11 protein-coding genes and 5 pseudogenes are annotated in these 14,764 nt (G+C 68.3%); 11 read left to right on the plus strand and 5 right to left on the minus strand.

The window, feature by feature from the left end:
* Positions 1-156: 156 nt before the first annotated feature.
* Positions 157-282, minus strand: a pseudogene (locus AB0I94_RS37910) (MMPL family transporter); the annotation flags it as partial.
* On the opposite strand from AB0I94_RS37910, the pseudogene AB0I94_RS37915 reads away from it, so the two are divergent.
* Positions 283-678 (plus strand): annotated as a pseudogene (locus AB0I94_RS37915) (MMPL family transporter); the annotation flags it as partial.
* 194 nt (positions 679-872) lie between these two features.
* Here the strand turns inward: AB0I94_RS37915 and AB0I94_RS37920 are convergent.
* Positions 873-1,994: an NADAR family protein gene (locus AB0I94_RS37920; protein WP_363314341.1), complete on the minus strand. Its 1,122-nt coding sequence runs from the start codon at positions 1,992-1,994 to the stop codon at positions 873-875.
* A gap of 1,321 nt (positions 1,995-3,315) precedes the next feature.
* Here AB0I94_RS37920 and AB0I94_RS37925 point away from each other — a divergent pair.
* Positions 3,316-3,468, plus strand: a pseudogene (locus tag AB0I94_RS37925) (MerR family transcriptional regulator); the annotation flags it as partial.
* 337 nt (positions 3,469-3,805) lie between these two features.
* Positions 3,806-4,510 carry a hypothetical protein gene (locus tag AB0I94_RS37930; protein ID WP_363314342.1) on the plus strand — a complete coding sequence of 235 codons (705 nt, stop codon included), beginning with the start codon at positions 3,806-3,808 and terminating at the stop codon, positions 4,508-4,510.
* A 58-nt stretch (positions 4,511-4,568) separates the two neighbouring features.
* On the opposite strand, the pseudogene AB0I94_RS37935 reads toward AB0I94_RS37930, so the two are convergent.
* Positions 4,569-4,797 (minus strand): annotated as a pseudogene (locus AB0I94_RS37935) (transposase family protein); the annotation flags it as partial.
* 276 nt (positions 4,798-5,073) lie between these two features.
* Here AB0I94_RS37935 and AB0I94_RS37940 point away from each other — a divergent pair.
* The 8 genes and pseudogenes from AB0I94_RS37940 to AB0I94_RS37975 form a co-directional block, all read left to right on the plus strand.
* Positions 5,074-5,343, plus strand: a complete 270-nt coding sequence (locus AB0I94_RS37940; protein ID WP_363314344.1) for an acyl carrier protein — start codon at positions 5,074-5,076, stop codon at positions 5,341-5,343.
* Positions 5,333-6,556: a beta-ketoacyl-[acyl-carrier-protein] synthase family protein gene (locus AB0I94_RS37945; RefSeq protein WP_363314345.1), complete on the plus strand. Its 1,224-nt coding sequence runs from the start codon at positions 5,333-5,335 to the stop codon at positions 6,554-6,556. The genes AB0I94_RS37940 and AB0I94_RS37945 overlap by 11 nt, the downstream gene beginning before the upstream one ends.
* Before the next feature lie 47 nt (positions 6,557-6,603).
* Entirely contained in the window at positions 6,604-8,718 is a 2,115-nt protein-coding gene (locus AB0I94_RS37950; RefSeq protein WP_363314346.1) for an MMPL family transporter, read from the plus strand.
* Positions 8,718-9,836 carry a type III polyketide synthase gene (locus tag AB0I94_RS37955; protein ID WP_363314347.1) on the plus strand — a complete coding sequence of 373 codons (1,119 nt, stop codon included), beginning with the start codon at positions 8,718-8,720 and terminating at the stop codon, positions 9,834-9,836. The genes AB0I94_RS37950 and AB0I94_RS37955 overlap by 1 nt, the downstream gene beginning before the upstream one ends.
* Positions 9,837-9,894: 58 nt before the next feature.
* Positions 9,895-10,827 (plus strand): acyl-ACP desaturase, encoded by a 933-nt coding sequence (locus AB0I94_RS37960; RefSeq protein ID WP_363314348.1) that lies wholly within the window; start codon positions 9,895-9,897, stop codon positions 10,825-10,827.
* Between the two features lie 57 nt (positions 10,828-10,884).
* On the plus strand, positions 10,885-11,499 hold the full coding sequence (locus AB0I94_RS37965) for an isoprenylcysteine carboxyl methyltransferase family protein (protein WP_363314349.1): 615 nt from the start codon (positions 10,885-10,887) through the stop codon (positions 11,497-11,499).
* Positions 11,500-12,102: 603 nt separating this feature from the next.
* A complete protein-coding gene (locus AB0I94_RS37970; protein ID WP_363314350.1) occupies positions 12,103-12,564 on the plus strand; it encodes a hypothetical protein in 462 nt (153 codons plus the stop codon).
* 366 nt (positions 12,565-12,930) lie between these two features.
* Positions 12,931-13,068 (plus strand): annotated as a pseudogene (locus AB0I94_RS37975) (IS5/IS1182 family transposase); the annotation flags it as partial.
* A gap of 58 nt (positions 13,069-13,126) precedes the next feature.
* Here AB0I94_RS37975 and AB0I94_RS37980 read toward each other — a convergent pair.
* Both AB0I94_RS37980 and AB0I94_RS37985 read right to left on the minus strand, forming a co-directional pair.
* A complete protein-coding gene (locus AB0I94_RS37980) occupies positions 13,127-13,681 on the minus strand; it encodes a hypothetical protein (RefSeq protein ID WP_363314351.1) in 555 nt (184 codons plus the stop codon).
* Positions 13,682-14,008: 327 nt separating this feature from the next.
* A complete protein-coding gene (locus AB0I94_RS37985) occupies positions 14,009-14,500 on the minus strand; it encodes a hypothetical protein (protein ID WP_363314352.1) in 492 nt (163 codons plus the stop codon).
* Positions 14,501-14,764 lie beyond the last annotated feature (264 nt).

A 14,764-nucleotide genomic window follows, 5' to 3' on the forward strand; every position in this document is an offset into this window, starting at 1 on the left:
CGGCGGAGCTGCCCACCTCGCCGCCGCTGCCCCGGGCGGTCGAGGGGCGTTCGATCGAGGTGTTCTACGACTCTCAGGACCCCTCTGACGTGCTGAGCACCGAATCAACTGCACCGGCTGGCACCGGACGGGAGCCCGATGGTGGTCGCCGGGTTCGACCGGACCAGCCGATCGACGCAGCGCTGACCGCATTGCGGCGAAGCGGTCCTCGCCGGTCGCGAGTTCCTCACGGAAGCGGGCGGTCAGTAGCAGCGCGTAGTCCGTGGCGGCTCCGATGACCACTTCGTGTTCCTGGTCGCCCTCGGTGTCGACTACAACATCTTCCTGATGTCCAGGGTCCGTGAGGAATCCCTGCGCCACGGCGCCCGCGAAGGGGTGCTGCGGGGCCTGACCGCCACCGGCGGCGTGATCACCTCCGCGGGCGTCGTGCTGGCGGCGACGTTCGCGGCGCTCGGCGTCATCCCCCTCGCCTTCCTTTTCCAGATCGCCTTCATCGTTGCCTTCGGCGTCCTGCTCGACACCCTGGTCGTGCGCTCCTTCCTGGTCCCGGCTCTGGTGCGGGACATGGGTGCGGCCGCCTGGTGGCCCGGCGTCATCAGCCGCGGGACGCAAGCCGGGCCCCGCGCGCCGGGCCCGCGCACCGCGGACTCCGGCCCCGCGCAGACGGGGCGCAAGTAGCCCGTCGTGCGCGGAGAATGAGCTCCTGCGGCAAACGCCGCAGGAGCTCAACGATCTACGCGGGCACGTCTAGGCTGTCGCGCAGGCGGGCATGACGTCCCGACAGATCGCCGAACGGCTCTCGCTGCCGCTGGGCACCGTCAAGACGCGCCGGCGCGACGGGCTCCTCCGAACGACAAGCTCAGCAGCTCTTCCTAGTTCAGCGCCCTGGAGTCCTCGGTCATGAGCAACTGCTGGGCAACGAGCTCGGAGCGGGTCAGCTCGAGCAACCGCCCCACCCAGTTCCGTCCCCGATCATCGGGGACGTCTCTCCAGAAGGGCGAGTCCGAGAAGCCGGTGTAGCTGATCCTGGCGTCCCCTGTGGAAACGAGGACCTGGGCGAGTTCGGGATGCTGAATGAACTTCGCACGAAGGAGCTCTGCCATGACCGCGAGCCGAACGTTGGGCCAGTCACTCCGGTGCGTTGCCCGGCCACCCAGGTCATGTGCTTCCTTGGCGGAGGCCGCATCCCGGATTCTGCTTCTGTCAGAAGCGTCCGCCGCCGACAGCGCCCAGTATCCATGCAGTACGGACGCATAGGACTCGCCGGCGAGCACGATCTGAGCAGGGAAGTCGTTGCGGAGCATGAACAGGCCCGGCTGCTCGGGCCACCCCTGCGGGTAGACGGTTTCATGCGAGATGAGAGCCGGTCGGCCGGGTTCTGAAGGATCGTCGGCATGCTGGACGGCTCGCCGCTCCTGCTCGCTCTGGACTCCCTGATCTCCGCGGCTGAAGTAGTCCAGGACGTCCTGGTGCATCTCCGCTGTCACTACTGGGCCATCACCGTCGACGGCCTCACCAAGGTTCGTGAGCAGGATCCGCAAGGGACGGTCCTGACGATCCATGTCTCCAAGGACATAGATCCGGAGATGTGGTGGAACCGCCAGATATGCCGCTCGGAGGAGCTCTCGGTTGGACTCGGCAGGTTCCTGCTGAAAGCGTCGGATCGCATCCCGGCAACTTTGCCCGGCAGTTGTTCGGTCATTGAGTGCTTCGATGCGGTCAGCGACTTCCAGAAGAAATCCCTCTGGTGTCAGCGGTTCGCCGTGACGGGAGGCCCACTTCGATGGTTCATCGGGAAGCGGTGGAGTCTCAGGATTGGTCACTGCCAATCGGCCCGTTGCCAGCATGTGCTCGAGGCCGGCCAGGTCCGTACGTTCTCCGCAGGTGATCGCTCCGTCCGCGAAGACGATCAGGTCGTCGAGGTAGCACTCACTGCCTGGTTGATACCGCCGCCACACGTGGCACCAGGCCCCATCGATTCTCTCCCCGTCCACGATCCGATATGTCGGTCCCCGCCAAGTCATGGACTGACGCTACCGCCTGATGGGCGATCATCGGCCTGGCAAGGAGAGCGCCAGGCGTACGCCAACGACCTCGTGACGAGCGGGCGTTGATCGCGTCACGGCGAAGTCCAACCGCAGCAAGGCCGACCAGGACCCCTCGACCTGGACGCCGCCGGCCGAAGGCAATCGGTGCGCGTACGTCAGCCAGTGGGTCGCCACCAAGACCCGCTGGAAGCCGGCCATCAACCCCAGCGAAGAAGCCGCCCTGGCCGAGAACGCCACCCGCTGCCCGAACATGCCCATCACGGTGCAACTCGCGCGATAGAGCGATGCGCGTGCTGGTGCTCCCCACGTCGATGGACGTCCTCGCCCGGCAGGTCGGCCGCGAGGAAGAGCAACGCCGCACCCTCACCGCCTTCTGAGGGCGCGGCAAGCGGGGGAGCGTCGCCGTAGCCCGGACCGGTCGCTTGGAGTGGGTCCCGGCTGCCGGTTGTGGCCAGGAGGGGGAGCCAGTGAGGCCGATTAGCTCACTGCTGAACGCATGGAAATGTGTACTGGCGGGAGTAGACATTGGATGGCGGTGTGGTTATGGTTTCTCTCGTAGCCGAGATCGGCAGGGCCCGGCAGAGATGAACTGCCGGGCAGCAGTATCCGCAAGTGCAGTTGCAGTTGCAGGGCGGTGCGGTGGTGGAGTTTCGAAGCCAGAGCAGTTGCAGGACGGCGACGGGACTGACCACCGGGCCGGGTGGCCCGCAGTAAGCAGGGGCCACCGTGAGCAGGACCGTAGTACCCGCATGTGGAAGTCGCAGTATCCAGCAGTGCAGGTAAATGAGCGGTACCTCGGTGAAGGCGTTGGCTGCGGGCGCGCGCACCGGGAGGTTCGGCAGTGGGGTTCTAAGCCAGAGCAGACGCAGGAGAGGTGACGGGGCTGGCTGCCGAAGAGTGACGCTTAGTCAGGTCACCAGCAATACGCATCACCCAGCAGTACCAGCAATACGCAGTTCCCGTTTGGCAGGTAGTTGCTCAAGAGGGAAGAACGGAGGAGCCGAGCGCCATCAGGATCGCCCGGGCCGAGTCACGGAGTCCGGGTACCGCAGGACATCGACAGTGAGGTGGTCTCCGGTCACGCATCCGCGATCCCCGCAACCCCGACGGCTTTCAGGTCGGGTCAGCGGAAACAGAAGGCCGGCACAGCATCAGGGCCGGCAGATGGTGTAGCAGTTCCTTCGGGGCCCGGGTGCCAGTACGGCACCCGGGCCCCTCAACGTGTGGCACACAGAGGTGCAATGACAGCAGACGACTTTTTTCGGCCGTCTCGATCCGCGCCCGCGAACTCGTAGACCAGGGCACCCCCATCGAAGCCGCCTGCCGCATCGTCATCCTTGAGGACCAGCTCGAGGAAGCCCAGCGCATCAACGCCGAACACCGCACCGCCGAAACAGCGGCCCCCGCAACCTCGTTGTGAAAGCAACGTCGGAGACATCCAGGGTTCCTGCTGCGTCGGTTGGCGTTCTTGGGTGGCTGCACCGAGGGGCGAGGCGGCGGGCTTAGCACAGACCATCTCGCGCGGCCGGCTGGAGCGCCAGCGCGGGGACGGTGTCTGCACTCTTACGCCGACCCCGCGACAAAACCCGACTCACCATCTGGTTGGGCCTGTGCGATCTTGGGCCGCCGAACTCCATGCGCAGCGCAGCCTCGTGAGTGAGGTGTGGCCGTGTGCCACGGGAGGCCCTTCCTCCCACTCTCCCGTGACGGGTGTGCCATCCGGCCAGAGCGGATAGGACAATGAGATGAGGCATCTCATGATCCCTGCCGTGGTAGCCGTGGTAGCCGTGATGGCCCTGGCTGCCGGCTGCGCCGACGAGCCGAGCGGCTGCAATGCGAAGCCGAAGCTCTCGTCGGCCAAGGGTGAGAAGCGGCCGGTGGAGATCGAGCCGAGCCAACGGCACCCCGGTATCGCCGATTCCAAGCTGGAGGAAGCGCTCCCACTGCCGGATCTCAAGGCGGAGCCCGTCGAGAAGGTGCTCAACCACCTGCGGCGGGAGACCCTGGACATGGCGGGCGTCATCGGTAAGACCGACGACGGCGAGTGCGACCGGGAGGTCGTGCAGCCACGCGGCGAGACGGTCCGCTGCACCGTTGGATTCGAGGGAATGACCGTGCCGTGGCTGGTGACCAGCAAGGGGATGACGTCGGGCAGCGTCGGCGTATTCAGCCAGGACTTCGTCTACACGGCCCGGCCGTTGAAGACCGTGCACACCGCCCAGTCGGTCTACGACCTGTTTGCCTGGGAGCGGGGGAAGAACGGGACGACAGAAGGCCCTCTGGCGCCGGTCGATCCGCGGTGCGATCGGCTGCCGAAAGTCTTCACGGCGGAGCCTGGTAAGAATACCGGCTACTTCTGCCAGGACATCTCGATGAGCTGTACTGACGGCGTCCAGCGTGTTAAGCGGTTTGACCGGGCCATCCATGTGGACAAGCGCGGGCAGCTGTCGTTCCGTGCCTGAAGGGTGTTGCACAAGGCCGTGTTCGGGCAGGTCGGGGCCCGTGACCGCAGTCTTCTGGTCATGAGGCGAGGGCGAGGTTGGGCATGTGGGCGACGGCTTGGACGGCGTGATGGAGGCCGTTGCCGCGAGTCGCGGAGGATCTTGTAGTTCTTCATGCGTCCGATGACGTGCTTCACGCGGGCGCGGACCTTGCGGTGGGCGGCGTTGTCGTCCGCTTCGCCCGTCAGCAGGGCCCGTTGGGGGCGTTTGCGGTGCGGGACGACCATCCCGCAGTTGAGGTAGGCGCCTCGAAGCGGACAGGTCTGGCATAGCGCTGTGAACGCTGATCAGATGCTCTCTTTAAGGGCGCTAATGAGTGACAGATCGTTCCCTACACCCCTCGTTGGTGTTTACACAGCGGCGCGCAGCTAAAGCTGGGTGCGGCCGGACGACAGGTGCAGGACCGGCTCGGTCGGCACGTGGAGTGGCTTGAGACGCAAGTCTCCTGCGCGCGTGGCCTTTGGACGGATAGACGCGGGCAGCGCCGCAGGGCCTCTCGCAGCGAGCAAACAGGAGACCCAGGCATGAGGCAGGCGGCGGAAGGCGCGACGGAGTTGGACCTTCCCGAGGAGTTGGTGGCCCTGCTGACCGGCCACCTCGATGTGAAGGCGGATGCCGGTGAGTTCTCCGGCAGGACGACGTTCGAGAGTCTCGGCCTGGACTCGCTGTCGCTGTTCGAGTTGGTGGTGGCGGCGGAGGAGGAGTACGGGATCGTCCTCCCCGAGAACACTCTGGACCTGCGCCCGTCATCCACCCTGGGCGAGGCGGCTCGGGCGTTCGAGCATGCGCGCTGAGATCGCGGTCACCGGGCTGGGGCTGGTAACTCCGGCCGGCCATACGGCGGAGGCGAACTGGGCGGCCTTGTGCCGGGGGCGCTCGCTGGCCGCGACCGATCCCGGACTGGCGGAACTGCCGGTCGACTTCTCTTGCCGGGTGACGGACTTCGAGGGCGAGACGGAGCTCGGCCGGGCGTCGGCGCGGCGCGTGGACCGCTTCATCCAGTTCGCTCTCGTCGCCGCCCGGCGGGCCGTCGCGGACGCGGGCCTCGATCGTCGTACCTGGGAAGCGGAGCGGGTCGGTGTCGTGCTGGGCGTGGGATCGAACAGCCTGAGTGCGTACGTTACTGAGTTCGGTCACCTCGGCGCCGGGCGGCCGGAGCGGGTCTCGCCGCTCGCGCTCCCGCGCAGCGTTCCGAGCATGGCCGCGGGCGAGGTCGCCATCGACCTGGGCGCGCGCGGCCCCAACTTCACCACCGCCAGCGCCTGCGCGTCGGGCGCCACCGCGATCGGAGTGGCCCGGGACCTGCTGCGATCCGGTACCTGCGACATCGTGCTGGCGGGCGGCAGCGAGTCGGCTCGCTCGCGCATGACGGCCACGTGCTTCACGCGGATGCGGGCACTGTCCCGGCGCAGGGCCGAACCGGCTCTGGCCAGCCGGCCGTTCGACGCGCAACGTGACGGCTTCGTCCTGGGCGAGGGCGCCGGCATCCTCGTCCTCGAACGCGCATGCGCGGCTCGGGCCCGCCGGGCTCCCGTCCTGGCACTGCTGCGAGGTTACGGTGCAGGCGCCGACGCGCACCATCCTGTCGCCCCGCATCCGCAGGGCGACGGCGCGGTCCACGCCATCCGCACCGCTCTGGCGGACGCCGGGTGCGGGCCGGGGGACGTCGGTCACGTCAACGCGCACGGCACCTCCACCCCGCTGAACGACGCGGCCGAGGCACGAGCCCTCGTCCGCGTCTTCGGTGACGACGGGCCGCCGGTCACCGCGTCCAAGGGCGTGATCGGGCACGCGCTGGGGGCGGCCGGGGCGATCCAGGCGGCGTACACGGTTCTCGCGTTGCGCCATGCGGCCGTCCCTCCGGTGGCGAACTTCGAGGGCCAGGACGGAGACCACAAGCTGGACATCGTCGCCGGACATCCTCGCTCCACGCGTGAGGAGGCGGGGATCAGTTGCTCCTTCGGCTTCGGCGGCCAGAACGCCGTGCTGCTGTTCACGGCTTCCTAGTGGGAACTGGACGCCGTCTCCGGCGGATGCGGGACGGAGGCACACGGGTGGATGCGGTGCGGCGCCGGGCCTGGCTGGTGGTGGTGAGCGCCCTGCTGGCGGCGGTGTGCGCGGGGGCACTGGCCCCGGTTGCCTTCTCGGCGCTGAGCACGGGCGGAGCGGTCGCGACGGACACGGAGGCGACGCGTGCCGGACGGCAGGCAGAGCGGCTCGGCGTGCCCACGCCCGATCTGCTCCTGGCCGTTTCACAGCGCACCGGCGGTGAACGCGAGGCCGGCGTCCGGGACGGCACCACAGCGGTGGTGGAGAAGCTGGCCGGGCAGCGCGACGTCAAGACCGTGTGGTCGGCACAGACCACCGGTGACACATGGCTGCGCTCCAAGGACGGACGGACCCAGCTGGTCGCCGTACGGCTGAAGGGGACGGACAAGGAACGTAAACAGGTGGCGCCAGGTGTGGTGGCGGCGGCCCGCTCGGCTGTCCCGGGGATGCGGGTGGAGCCCAGCGGCGAGGTGTGGGCCAACCGGGAGATCGACGAGACCATCGAGCGCGACCTGAGCCGGGCCGAACTGCTGGCCGCGCCGGTGGTCTTCGTCGTCCTGGTCTTCGCCTACGGGTCCGTGGTGTCCGCGCTGCTGCCCGTGGTCGTGGCCGCGCTGGCCATCGGCTGCACCATCCCCGTCCTGGGCCTGCTGGCGCAGGTGGCCGACGTGTCACGGGTCGCGGTGAACGCCGCCTCGGCGATCGGTTTCGGCCTGGCCGTCGACTACAGCCTCTTCGTTCTGGCCCGCGTACGGGAGGAGACCTCGCGGGGCGCGGACCTTCACACTGCGCTGGCGGCCGCCCGCCGCTCCAGCGGCCGTTCAGTCGCATTCTCCGCCACCGCCGTCACCGTATGCCTCGCCACCGCCTTGGTGGTGCCGGTGCCGATGCTGCGCGCGCTGTCCCTGGCGGGCATGATCGTCACCGTGCTGGCGGCGCTTGTCGCCCTGACCGTGCTGCCCGCCTGTCTGCGGCTGCTCGGCCCCCGGGCCCAGGCGTGGGACCCGCTGGCGCGGTGGCGGCGTGCCCATACCGGGGACGTGAGTCGCTTCTGGCATCGCACAGCGTCCACGGTCACCGCACGGCCCCTCCTGGCGGGCGGCCTGGCGGTGCTGCTGCTGGCCTTGTTGGCCCTGCCCTTCACCCACGCACAGCTCGGCGTCGTGGACGAACGCACGCTGCCTTCGTCGGCCCCGGCTGCCGCCGCGGCCGAGCGTGTACGCGCCGAGTTCACCGCGCCACCGGAGCGGATCCTCACCGTGGTCGTCACCGGACCGCGGGCCACGGACGGTACACCGGCTTACAGCGACCGACTCGCCCGTGTCCCGGGCATCACTGGTGTCCGCGTGGTGCGTGTGGCTCCGTCCGGTGAGGCCCTCGTGCTGCTGGCGGCCACGTCCGCCGCCCCCGGCACGCCGGAGGCGGACACCGCGGTGCGCAAGGTACGACAAACCCCCGCCCCGGGAAGCGTGGCGGTGGGCGGGCGGGCCGCGGAGGTCGTCGACACGGCGGACGCCGTCCTCGGCGCCCTCCCGTGGTGCCTGTTTCTGCTGGCTGTGGGGCTCCTGGCCCTCCTCAGCGCCTTCACCCGTACCCTGGTCGCCCCCCTGAAAGCTCTGATCGTGGCCGCCGCCAGCCTCGGGGCGAGCCTCGGCGCGCTCGTCATTCTCTTCCAGGACGGCCACGGCGGCGCAGTACTTGGCAACTTCACGGCGACGGGAACGCTGGACGCCTCGACGCTGCTGTTCGTCCTGTTCATCGCGCTCGCCCTGTCGGTGGACTACGAGGTCTTCCTGCTCGGCCGTATCCGGGAGGAGTACGACCGCTGCGGAGACAACCGCACCTCGATCATCGAGGGCGTCGCCCGCACCGGCCGGCTGATGACGTCCGCTGCGGCAGCCGTGGCGATTTCGACCGCGGCCATGGCCACCTCCCACGTCGCCCTGCTCAAGTTCATCGGCATCGGCGTCGCACTCGGCGCGCTCGTGGACGCCGTCCTGGTGCGGGGAGTTCTGGTGCCCGCCGTCATGGCGGCCCTTGGTCCGGCGAACTGGTGGGTTCCGGCCCGCATCAGGTCCCCGTTGTTGATCACTACACCTGTGAAGAAAGGCGGAAGCTGATGCCGATGCCTCAGGCGACAGATGACCGCGCCCGGCAGTCAGGGGCCGCCGCCCCACGGGTGGTGGCGATCCAGACGGCCTTCCCGCCGTATCAATACCGGCAGGAAGAGATCCTGGCCGCCCTGGCCCGCACGACGCTGCTGGAGTCCGAGATGGGCGCTCTGGTACTCCGTAAGATCCATGCCAGCTCGGGTGTGGAGACCCGCTCGCTGTCCCTGCCGTTGGACAAGCTCGTCGATCTCGCCCGCCGGGAGGACTTCACCGAGCAGAACCGCATCTGGCTCGACACCGCTATGGAGCTGGGGGAACAGGCGCTGATCGGCGCGCTGCGCACCGCGGGCGTCCGGCCCGAGGAGGTCGACGCGGTGATCAGCACCACCGTCACCGGTCTTACCGTGCCGTCGCTGGAGGCTCGGCTCGCCCACCGGGTCGGGCTACGGCCGGACGTCAAACGTATTCCGCTGTTCGGCAACGGCTGCGCCGGAGGCGCCGCAGGTCTGGCACGGCTCCATGACTACCTACTGGCCCACCCCGACCAAGTGGCCGTCCTGCTCGCCGTGGAACTGTGCACACTGGCGCACCAGCGCGCGGACGGCTCCGTGGCGAACATCGTCGCCGGCAGCCTCTTCGGGGACGGTGCGGCCGCCGTCGTGGCCTTCGGAGGCAAGCGGGGCGGCTGCCGCGCCGGGCCTGAGCTGTTGGACACCCACAGCCTGCTGGTCCCCGGCACCGAAGACGTCCTCGGCTGGGACATCGGCTCCCACGGCTTCCGGATCCTGCTGTCGCCCGAGGTCCCTACGCTCACGGAGAAGCACTTGCCCACGGCCGTCCAAGGGCTCCTCGCGCGGCACGCACTGTCGCCGCACCAGATCGCGAGCTGGATCATCCACGGCGGCGGACCGAAGGTCTTCACCGGTGTACAGCAGGCCCTGGACCTGCAGCCTGGCGCCTTGGACCTCACCCGGCGCTCCGTGGCCGAGCGGGGCAACCTCTCGTCCGTCTCCGTACTGGACATCCTGCACGCGGCCATGGAAACACCGCCCCCCGCGAACGCACCCGGCCTGGTCGCCGCCATGGGGCCGGGGTTCGCCATCGAACTGGTCCTCCTCCGCTGGTAGGGGCCGCCCGCCGGCACCGAAACCTGCCGACCGCCCGACAAGAAAGATGTCACGGACCGTGCCCGCCATCCCCGCAGACGTACGCATCCTGATCGACCTCGAACCGGTGGTCGCCGAGGCTCTCGACACACATTTCCGGACGACCGTCGACTGGTACCCGCACCAGTACGTCCCGTGGAGTCAGGGCCGTGACTACGACGGTCTCCTCGAAGGGGAGCCATGGGACTCCTCCCAGCAGAAACTGAAGGCGGCCGCTCGGGACGGCCTTCTCTACACTCTGCTCACCGAGGAAAACCTGCCCAGTTACCACCGGGTGATCGGGGAAATGCTGTCGCTCGACGGCCCTTGGGGTGTCTGGGTCAATCGATGGACCATGGAGGAGGCCAGGCACGGCACCGCCATCCGTGACTACCTCGTGGTCACCCGCAGTGCCGATCCGGTGCTTTTGGAGGACGCCCGCGCCGCGCATGTGCAGCACGGCTACGAGATCGACTACCGCGGCGACCTCATCGCCTCTCTGGTCTACGTCACCCTCCAGGAACTCGGCACCCGCGTCAGCTACCAGGGAATCCGCCGACTGTGCGACGAGCCGGTGTGCGGGGCTCTGATGCAGCGCATCGCCCACGACGAGAACCGGCACATGCTCTTCTACCGGACCACCCTCCAGGCGTGTATGCGTATGCACCCCGACCGAACGCTTCAGGCTGTGGCCAAAGTCCTCAAGACATTCCGCCCTCCCGGCCACGCCGCACCCGGCTTCGGCCGGCTGATCAGCTCCCTGGCCAGGTCGGGCATCCTCTCACCGGAGATCTACTACAAGGACATCGCCCTTCCCTTCGTCCGTATGCTCGGCGCCCTCGACACCCCCGGACTTGCACCGGTCGGCCAGCACGCCCAGGAGGAGATCGCCGCGCACATGGAGGAATCAGCGGACCGTGCCGGCAGATACCGCGCCCTGGCCGAACGCCTCAACCGACTCGCGACCGCTTAAGACGAAGATTCCGCCGTCCGGGAGTGAGAAGGGCGATCCGACATGTCCCTGGGCTGGGTGACGATCCCCGTAAGTCTGTTCGTTCTCGTGACCGCGATGGCCATCGTGCGCCTGGTCGAACTGACAACAGCCCGTCGCAACGCGCGATGGGCCATCGACCGCGGCGGCATCGAGTACGGGCAACGCCACCATCCCGTCATGATCATCCTTCACGTCTGCCTGCTCGTTGGGACCGTTGCAGAGATCGCCCTCACCGCCCGCGCCTTCGTCCCTCTCATCGGCTGGCCGGCGCTGGCCGTCCTCATCCTCGTGCAGGCAGGCCGCGCCTGGTGCATGAGGGCGCTCGGCCCCCGATGGAACACCCGCGTCATCGTCGTGCCCGGGCTACCACTGGTCACCACCGGGCCCTACCGTTGGATGCGGCACCCCAACTACCTCATCGTCCTGTTCGAAGGCATCGCCCTGCCCCTCGTCCACACCGCATGGATTACTGCGATGCTCTTCACCATCGCCAACGCGCCATGGCTCGCCGTCCGCGTCCGTACGGAGAACGCGGTGCTATGGCCTGCGGGGGGACCAGCGGCGCGGGGCAGTTCGTGGAGCTGTTCGCCGACCTCGTCGACGGACCCCTGCTGTTGGCGCTGCGCTTCTCTTACCCGCACATCGCCGTGAGCGTTGATCGGCCCCCCCCGCGACCGCGGAGACTCCCGCAGCCGCCACATAGAAGGTCCAAGCCCGCTTCGGCTTGGTCACCGCCCGCTCTAGCCGCCCCGGGCAGAACCGGCCCGCCCCCAGCGCGGGCTGCGGCATCTCGACGGACAGCAGTGAGGCTGCCTCCGTCAACCGCACCCCGAAGGAGAACAACAGCTCGGCGAACGCCGCATTGCGCGCCTCGAGCCGCTCCGCCCACCCCTGCTCCGGCACACCGTCCAAGGTGTGCCTGCTCAGCCCCGCCTCCGGCCACAGCCGGAAGGCACGCGGAGTATGTATCACCGGTGGCCGGTGGGCATGCACAAGGTCCGCCAGTGGTAGCCCAAAACGCAGGAGCACCGCGTGTTCTGGCGGGGCCCGTACATCAGGCCCCGTGGATGCCCCGCTCATGCTCGGCGAGAAGGCGTACCTCGTCGACACCTGGGCCCTGGCTGAGTCGCTGCGTAGGGCCGGGGACATCTGTGCGGTCAGGACTGGCGAGTCGGCTTGGCGCGGGCCCTCAGGCGAGTTCGCGGCGATACGATCGTGGTCCTTGTCCAGGGCGTTCGCGGTGGGAGTGACCTCGTGGTTGAGCTGGTCCAGGAGCAGCGACTGGATGTGTTCGTAGACTCCTTCGCGTTCTCGTTTCAGGAGTCCTGGGACGCTGACCTGCCAGTTGCATTTCCCGATGCCTTTGATGCCGATGTGTTCGTGAACGCGTTTCCCGGTCGCGTTGATCTCTGCAGTGCCGGCCACACGCATACCGCGGCGGTGACGGTGCAGGTCAGGGACCGGACTCCGCCCGCCGAGGATGACGCCGCGTGGGATGTGCAGGGGGAAGCGGAGTTTGAGTCGGTAAGCGGTGATGTCGCCGTGTGGACGCCGTCGTTGGGACGCACCGATGACCTGATCGAGCTCGGCAGGAAGGGCCTGTGGCGGGTGCGGGCGCACTGCACGGGGCGTGCCGAGATTGCGGAGCTGCGGGAGTCGGAGGAGCCGGTCGTCGGAGTGGAACGCTATCTGGTGCAGTTCTTCCCCGCCGACTGACCCGGAGGCAGGGGGCGGCTCGGCAGGCACTGGCCGCCCCCTGCAACGCTGTCAGGCCGTGATCGTTACGAGGAAGGCATCGTCGTCGGTGTCGGCACCATCCGGTCTCCGTCGACCTCGATGCTGAAACCCCGCACATCCTGGTCGACGCTCCACAGGCGGCGGCAAGTCAGTGACCCTGCGCTGCATCTGTCTGCCAGATGCTCCACCACGGCTCGCTCGTGTACGTCCTCGACACCAAGCGGATCTCCCACCCGTGGGCGAACGGACTGCCTGACGTCACCTACTGCCGCGACATCGCCGACATCCACGACCAGCTCATCGCGCTCGGCATGGAAGGCCGGCACCGGGTGCGCCTCGCCGCCGGGCCGGCTGATGCTCCACCGCCGTCTGGTCCACGACTACGACACCTTGCCCGACCGCTCCGAAGCCATGATTGACCTGGCCATGGCCGACCTCATGACCTGCCGCCTCACCAGTGAGGCCACCGTCTCCTGGTGTGACCCGGCGAAGCCAAAGCAACTGCATACTCCGGGACGGGACACCAGCAGAAACCGACCTTCTATTTCTTCTGGTCGTCCCATGACGTCCGATACCAGCCCCTGAATGACGCCAGCAGCGCCGTGAGCGCGGCGCCGACCCGGGGATCAAGGCCTGGAGCATGGAGCAGTACCGCGTTGGACGACGGTTTGTGCTCCAAAGCCATTCGGCCGTCCGCACGCCATCTCACGCGCCGTGGCGCGCGCGGGAGGTCGCCGTTATCCAGCACGGCGGCGACGAGGGCGAAAGGAAGCAGAGGAGCCAACAGCCAACAGAAGGCCCACCAAAAGAGCCGTCCCTTGTAGCCCACGGCTTCCGGCCCGCCGACCTGCGACACCGTCCAGCGGACACGCAACCCGCCGCCCCTGAACGCCTTCCGCCGCGTAATGGTGCCGATGATCTGCCCGTAGGCGTCAAGCACCTGGTAGGTCACACGGTGCCCCTCGGTGGACTGCGTGACCAGGCGGGCCAGCATCCTTGCACGTTGCTCGTCGTCCCACAGGAGGAAGGAACGGACCCCCTTCTTGCGGTTGCCGCGGTACGCGGGGATGCCGCCCGGCGGGAGTTCGCGTTCCACGTGCGCCAGTACGTGGGGCTGCTCTCCCGGAGCCGCGATGTGGATGGGATACAGGGGCGGCACCGCTAGTCCGGTAGCTTGCGTGCTCTTACGCGGTCGCGGGGTGTCGTACATGGTGAGACTGACGGTCATGGGCTCTGCTTTCCCTCGGTGGCGTCCGGGCGGTGGCGTGTGCGGTGGTGTCCGGCGCCGCTGCATCCGGCCCGGGGCTCCGCTCAGCAGGCGCGTCGCGCCTGGAAGCAGGAACTGTAGTTCGTTCTCGGAGGGCGCCTGAAGTGGTAGGGCTGCGAGCACCTCTGAGCGCGGACAGCGCAGACAGCGCAGATCTCAGGGCTGCTGGATACTCACCTCCACCTGCTCTTCCTGCACGGTCGTGGTGCCGAGCGCCGCCGCGCCCGCGCCGACGAGGACTGCGACGGCCGTCGCCGCGCCGACGACCGCAAGCCGCAAGCGCGGACGGCGTCGCTGCACGGGCGCCTCTGCGGCAGGTGTAGCGGGCGTGACGGGGGCGACAGGTGTGACGGGCGGAGCAGATGACTGTGCGCCCATCGCGAGTTCCCGGCGAGCGGCCACCCACCGCCGGGTCTCGTCGGCGTCGAGCCCGCACGCGACGACAAAGGCGACGAGGACGGTCTCACGGGGCAGGCGGTCCCGGCGCAGCATCGTCGCGGCCGTCGAATACGGCAGCACCTCACCCGCCGCGGCAGCCGCGCGCTCCAACTCCCGGTAGCTGAGGCCCGACCAGGCCTTGAGGCGGCGCAACTCCGCCATGAATGTGGGTGTTTCGACGGTGCGGGGCGGCACGGGCGGTGGCGTCATGCGGGTCCCTCCGGTTCCAGTGCGCGTCGCTGACCTGCGTATAGGCAGACTCGCACAAGCTCGAACAGCTCATCTGTTGAACGAGCTCACGAGCGGGGATCAGTTTTGGTCTCACATCTGTCGTCGTTGTCTTGGAGGCATACGTGGGCCGCCTCGGTTCCCTCGTGCTGTTACTGACCTTGTTGGCGTGATGTCGTCAAGATGAGGCCGGTTTCGGCGAGGCATCCGTCGATGAGGTTGCTGCGGTACTGGATCTGGCGGAGA

The organism is Streptomyces sp. NPDC050147 (genome assembly GCF_040660195.1).
GTDB lineage: Bacteria > Actinomycetota > Actinomycetes > Streptomycetales > Streptomycetaceae > Streptomyces.

Excerpts from the sequence above, each read along its gene's own strand:
- AB0I94_RS37945 (WP_363314345.1), top strand. The coding sequence starts at position 5,333 with ATGCGCGCTGAGATCGCGGTCACCGGGCTGGGGCTGGTAACTCCGGCC.
- AB0I94_RS37955 (WP_363314347.1), top strand. The coding sequence starts at position 8,718 with ATGCCGATGCCTCAGGCGACAGATGACCGCGCCCGGCAGTCAGGGGCC.
- AB0I94_RS37940 (WP_363314344.1), top strand. The coding sequence starts at position 5,074 with ATGAGGCAGGCGGCGGAAGGCGCGACGGAGTTGGACCTTCCCGAGGAG.
- AB0I94_RS37930 (WP_363314342.1), top strand. The coding sequence starts at position 3,806 with ATGATCCCTGCCGTGGTAGCCGTGGTAGCCGTGATGGCCCTGGCTGCC.
- AB0I94_RS37985 (WP_363314352.1), bottom strand. The coding sequence starts at position 14,500 with ATGACGCCACCGCCCGTGCCGCCCCGCACCGTCGAAACACCCACATTC.